This window comes from Pseudomonas typographi (assembly GCF_014694385.1).
Lineage (GTDB): Bacteria > Pseudomonadota > Gammaproteobacteria > Pseudomonadales > Pseudomonadaceae > Aquipseudomonas > Aquipseudomonas typographi.
Genome location: NZ_JAAOCA010000132.1, coordinates 1 through 556 on the forward strand (window position 1 = coordinate 1; position 556 = coordinate 556).

At 64.2% G+C, this 556-nt stretch carries 1 protein-coding gene; it reads left to right on the forward strand.

What is annotated here, in order from left to right:
* Nucleotides 1–78: 78 nt before the first annotated feature.
* Nucleotides 79–556, forward strand: a 478-nt coding sequence (locus tag HAQ05_RS28050) for a glycoside hydrolase family 19 protein (RefSeq protein WP_190427685.1), incomplete at its 3' end; no start/stop codon positions are given.

Consider the following 556-nt stretch of genomic DNA (forward strand, 5'->3'; position numbering starts at 1 on the left):
CACTACGGCACCGCCTGACACCACCTCGCAACACCGAAACCCGCCATCGAGCGGGATTTTTTTTGCCTGGAGAAAACCATGCAGATCACCGAAGAGCAGTTGCTCCAGATCATGCCCAAGGCCGGGGGCCGCGCCGCCGAGTTCGTGGCGCCCCTGAATTCGACCATGGCCTACTACGGCATCAACACGCCACAGCGCGTCGGCGCGTTCCTCGCCCAGGTCGGCCATGAGTCGGGCCAGCTCCGCTATGTGAGAGAGCTGGGCGGTGATGCATACCTGTCGAAGTACGACACCGGCACCCTGGCCAAGCGCCTGGGTAATACGCCAGAGGCGGATGGCGATGGGCAAATGTACCGGGGCAGGGGCCTGATCCAGATCACCGGCCGGAGCAACTATCTGGCGTGCAGCCTGGCACTGTTCCGCGACGATCGCTTGCTGAACCAGCCGCAGTTGCTCGAGCAGCCGATCTGGGCCGCCATGTCCGCCGGCTGGTACTGGTCGACTCACCGCCTCAACGAACTGGCCGATGCCGGCGACTTCGAGGCCATTACCCGGC